Origin of the sequence: Agathobaculum ammoniilyticum (assembly GCF_025567315.1) — a bacterium.
GTDB classification, from domain to species: Bacteria; Bacillota; Clostridia; order Oscillospirales; family Butyricicoccaceae; genus Agathobaculum; species Agathobaculum ammoniilyticum.
Window position 1 is genome coordinate 1 of record NZ_JAOQJE010000036.1, and the last position, 3,803, is coordinate 3,803.

At 51.2% G+C, this 3,803-nt stretch carries 3 protein-coding genes and 1 pseudogene; all 4 read left to right on the plus strand.

Annotated features, from left to right (window positions below):
• The coding region (locus OCV66_RS15350) for a Maff2 family mobile element protein (protein WP_147574646.1) at nt 1-142 on the plus strand (142 nt) is incomplete at its 5' end.
• Nucleotides 143-161: 19 nt separating this feature from the next.
• On the plus strand, nt 162-1,031 hold the full coding sequence (locus OCV66_RS15355) for a VirB6/TrbL-like conjugal transfer protein, CD1112 family (protein ID WP_002595174.1): 870 nt from the start codon (nt 162-164) through the stop codon (nt 1,029-1,031).
• A 177-nt stretch (nt 1,032-1,208) separates the two neighbouring features.
• Nucleotides 1,209-1,610 carry a PrgI family protein gene (locus OCV66_RS15360; RefSeq protein WP_002569171.1) on the plus strand — a complete coding sequence of 134 codons (402 nt, stop codon included), beginning with the start codon at nt 1,209-1,211 and terminating at the stop codon, nt 1,608-1,610.
• Nucleotides 1,561-3,732 (plus strand): annotated as a pseudogene (locus OCV66_RS15365) (VirB4-like conjugal transfer ATPase, CD1110 family); the annotation flags it as partial. The gene OCV66_RS15360 and the pseudogene OCV66_RS15365, both read left to right, overlap by 50 nt.
• Nucleotides 3,733-3,803 lie beyond the last annotated feature (71 nt).

The window sequence follows — 3,803 nt, forward strand, 5'->3', positions numbered from 1 at the left end:
AACGGCAAAATTTTTTACACTTCTATTGCTTCTTTATCGCACATCAATAAAGAGCCAGGGCATGAAGCAGCTTATGGCGGGCGGCGGCGTTGCCCTTATCGGCATGACCCTTGTACCGCTGCTTTCCGGCTTGTTCGGTTAAGAAGCGCGGGTAAAGGCTTATGCAGAGCATACTTGACGCGATTAACGAATGGATAAAGGAAATCCTCATAGGAGCCATAAACGGTAATCTGTCAACTATGTTCGGGGACGTAAACGAGAAAGTCGGCACTATCGCCGCAGAGGTAGGGCAGACCCCGCAAGGGTGGAACGCAAATATATTCTCCATGATACAGACCCTTAGTGAGAATGTAATCGTACCCATTGCGGGGCTTGTCATTACCTACGTCCTATGCTATGAGCTTATCAGCATGGTAACGGAAAAGAACAATATGCACGACGTTGACACTTCCATGTTCTTCAAGTGGGTGTTCAAGGCGTTTGTGGCAGTCTACCTTGTGACGCACACCTTTGACATCACTATGGCGGTGTTCGATATGGCGCAGCACGTTGTTTCCGGCGCGGCGGGGGTAATCGGCGGCAGCACAGAGATTGATGTTGCCGCCGCCCTTGCTTCCATGCAGGACGGGCTTGACGCTATGGAAATCCCCGAACTGCTCTTACTTGTCATGGAAACAAGCCTTGTGAGCTTGTGCATGAAAATCATGTCCGTACTGATAACCGTTATCCTCTACGGGCGCATGATAGAGATTTACCTTTACTGTTCGGTATCGCCTATCCCGTTTGCAACAATGACGAACCGGGAATGGGGGCAGATAGGAAACAACTACCTCAAATCCCTGTTCGCTATCGGTTTTCAAGGCTTCCTCATTATGATATGCGTCGGCATTTACGCGGTTCTGGTAAACAACATGATAATAGCGGACAATCTGCACAGCGCGATATTCTCCCTTGCAGCCTATACCGTTATCCTCTGTTTCTCCCTGTTCAAATCCGGCGCACTGGCGAAGTCGATATTCTCCGCGCATTAGCGGCGTGTCAAGGGCAGGGTGGAGATTTTCAGAGCGAAGCGGCGAAAATACGACCCGACCTTGACGCGGATAACCCCCATATAATACGGGCGGGCAAAGGGCATAGATTGACCTTTGCCTTGATTACCCTTATGGGAAGTTACAGCAACACCAAACCCAGAGAAAGGAGGTTTTCACTTGGCGTATGTACCCGTACCCAAAGACTTATCCAAAGTCAAGACAAAAGTAGCGTTCAACCTTACCAAACGGCAGATTGTATGTTTTGCGGCGGCTCTCCTGTTCGGCTTGCCGCTTTTCTTTCTGCTCAAAGACAGCACAGGCACAAGCCTTGCGTCTATGGCTATGATTGCCGTCATGCTGCCCTGTTTCCTCTTTGCCATGTATGAGAAGCATGGACAGCCCCTTGAAGTGGTGGTGAAGAACATCATTCAGACGAAATTCATAGCCCCCAAAGAACGACCATACAGGACAGACAACTTTTATTCCGTCTTAGAACGGCAGAGAAAACTTGAAAAGGAGGTATCAGCGATTGCAAAAGGAAACACGAAGAAACAGCGCGGCGGGAAGCGCAAAGCCTAACCCGCCCCGCAAGCTCACCCGCGCCGAGAAAAAGCAGATTGCGGAAATCATCAGACAGGCAAAGGGCGACGGGAAAGCGCACACCGCGCAGCAGACAATCCCTTATATCCAGATGTACCCGGACGGTATCTGCAAGGTTACGGGACGGAAATACTCAAAGACCGTCGCCTTTGAAGATATTAACTATCAGCTTGCACAGGCAGACGACAAGACCGCCATTTTTGAGAACTGGTGCGACTTCCTCAACTACTTTGACGCTTCCGTTTCGGTGCAGCTCTCTTTCATCAATCAGGGGACGCAGCGCGGCGAAGCGGAAAAGGCGGTCAATATCCCGGCACAGGAGGACGCTTTCAATTCTATCCGCACAGAATACCGGGATATGCTGAAAAACCAGCTTGCAAAGGGCAACAACGGGCTTGTCAAAGCAAAATATATCACCTTTGCCATTGAAGCCGACAGTCTGGGCGCGGCGAAATCCCGCCTTGCCCGTATCGAAACGGACGTACTCAACAACTTTAAGCTCTTGGGCGTGTCTGCCCGCCCCATGACAGGCTATGAACGCCTTAAAATGCTGCATGGCATTTTCCACCCGGAGGGCGGGCAGTTTGCCTTTGATTTTTCATGGCTTGCCCCGTCCGGGCTTTCCACAAAGGACTTTATCGCCCCGTCCTCTTTCCGTTTTGGCGAGGGGCGGTATTTCCGCATGGGGCGCAAAATCGGCGCGGTTTCATTCCTTGAAATCCTTGCGCCGGAATTAAACGACCGTATCTTATCTGACATTCTGGACTTGGAAACGGGCGTTATCGTCAATCTGCATATCCACAGTATCGACCAGACCGAAGCCATAAAGACAATCAAGCGGAAAATCACCGACCTTGACAAAATGAAAATCGAAGAACAGAAAAAAGCGGTACGCAGCGGCTACGACATGGATATAATCCCGTCCGACCTTGCCACTTTCGGCAGCGAAGCGAAGAACCTCTTACAGGACTTGCAGAGCCGGAATGAAAGAATGTTCCTCTTGACGTTCCTTGTGGTGAACATGGCAGACACAAAAAGGAAACTGGAAAATGACGTATTCGCGGCGGCGGGCATTGCACAGAAGAACAACTGCGCCTTAACCCGCCTTGACTACCAACAGGAAGCGGGGCTTATGTCCTCTGTACCGCTTGGGGAGAACCTTATCCCCATTCAAAGAGGGCTTACCACGTCAAGCACCGCTATCTTTATCCCCTTTATCACGCAGGAGCTTTTTCAGACGGGCGCGGCTTTGTACTATGGCTTAAACGCCCTTAGTAACAACATGATACTCTGCGACCGCAAGCAGCTAAAGAACCCCAACGGCTTAATCTTGGGTACGCCGGGAAGCGGGAAATCCTTTGCCGCCAAACGGGAAATGACAAACGCTTTCCTCATTACCGACGACGACATAATTATCTGCGACCCGGAAGCAGAGTATTTTTCCCTTGTGCAGCGGCTTGACGGGCAAGTGATACGGTTATCGCCTACGGGCAAGGGCATTGACGGGAAGCCCCAGTATGTGAACCCTATGGATATTAACCTCAATTACAGCGAGGACGACAGCCCCCTTGCGCTGAAATCCGACTTTATCCTCTCCCTCTGCGAGCTTGTCATAGGCGGCAAGGAGGGCTTGCAGCCCGTCGATAAGACCGTCATTGACCGCGCTGTTAGGAACGTGTACCGCCCTTTCCTTGCAGACCCCGACCCGGAGAAAATGCCTATCTTGGGCGACCTCTACAACGAGCTTTTGAAGCAGCCGGAGCCGGAAGCGGCGCGTATCGCGGCGGCGTTGGAGCTTTATGTTTCCGGGAGCCTTAACGTCTTTAACCACAGGACGAATGTAGAGCTTTCAAACCGCCTTGTCTGCTTTGACATCAAGCAGCTTGGGAAGCAGCTCAAAAAATTAGGTATGCTCATTGTGCAGGACCAGGTATGGAACCGCGTCACCGTCAACCGGGCAGAAAGGAAATCCACCCGGTATTTTATGGACGAATTTCATCTTCTCTTGAAAGAGGAACAGACCGCCGCCTATTCCGTTGAAATCTGGAAGCGTTTCAGAAAATGGGGCGGCATACCGACCGCCCTGACGCAGAATGTGAAAGTGCGCCCAGATAGGGCGCTGTGCAAAGCAGTCTAAGGTACTGCCGCACACGGCAGTGTGCGAAACAATCT

Excerpts from the sequence above, each read along its gene's own strand:
- OCV66_RS15355 (WP_002595174.1), top strand. The coding sequence starts at position 162 with ATGCAGAGCATACTTGACGCGATTAACGAATGGATAAAGGAAATCCTC.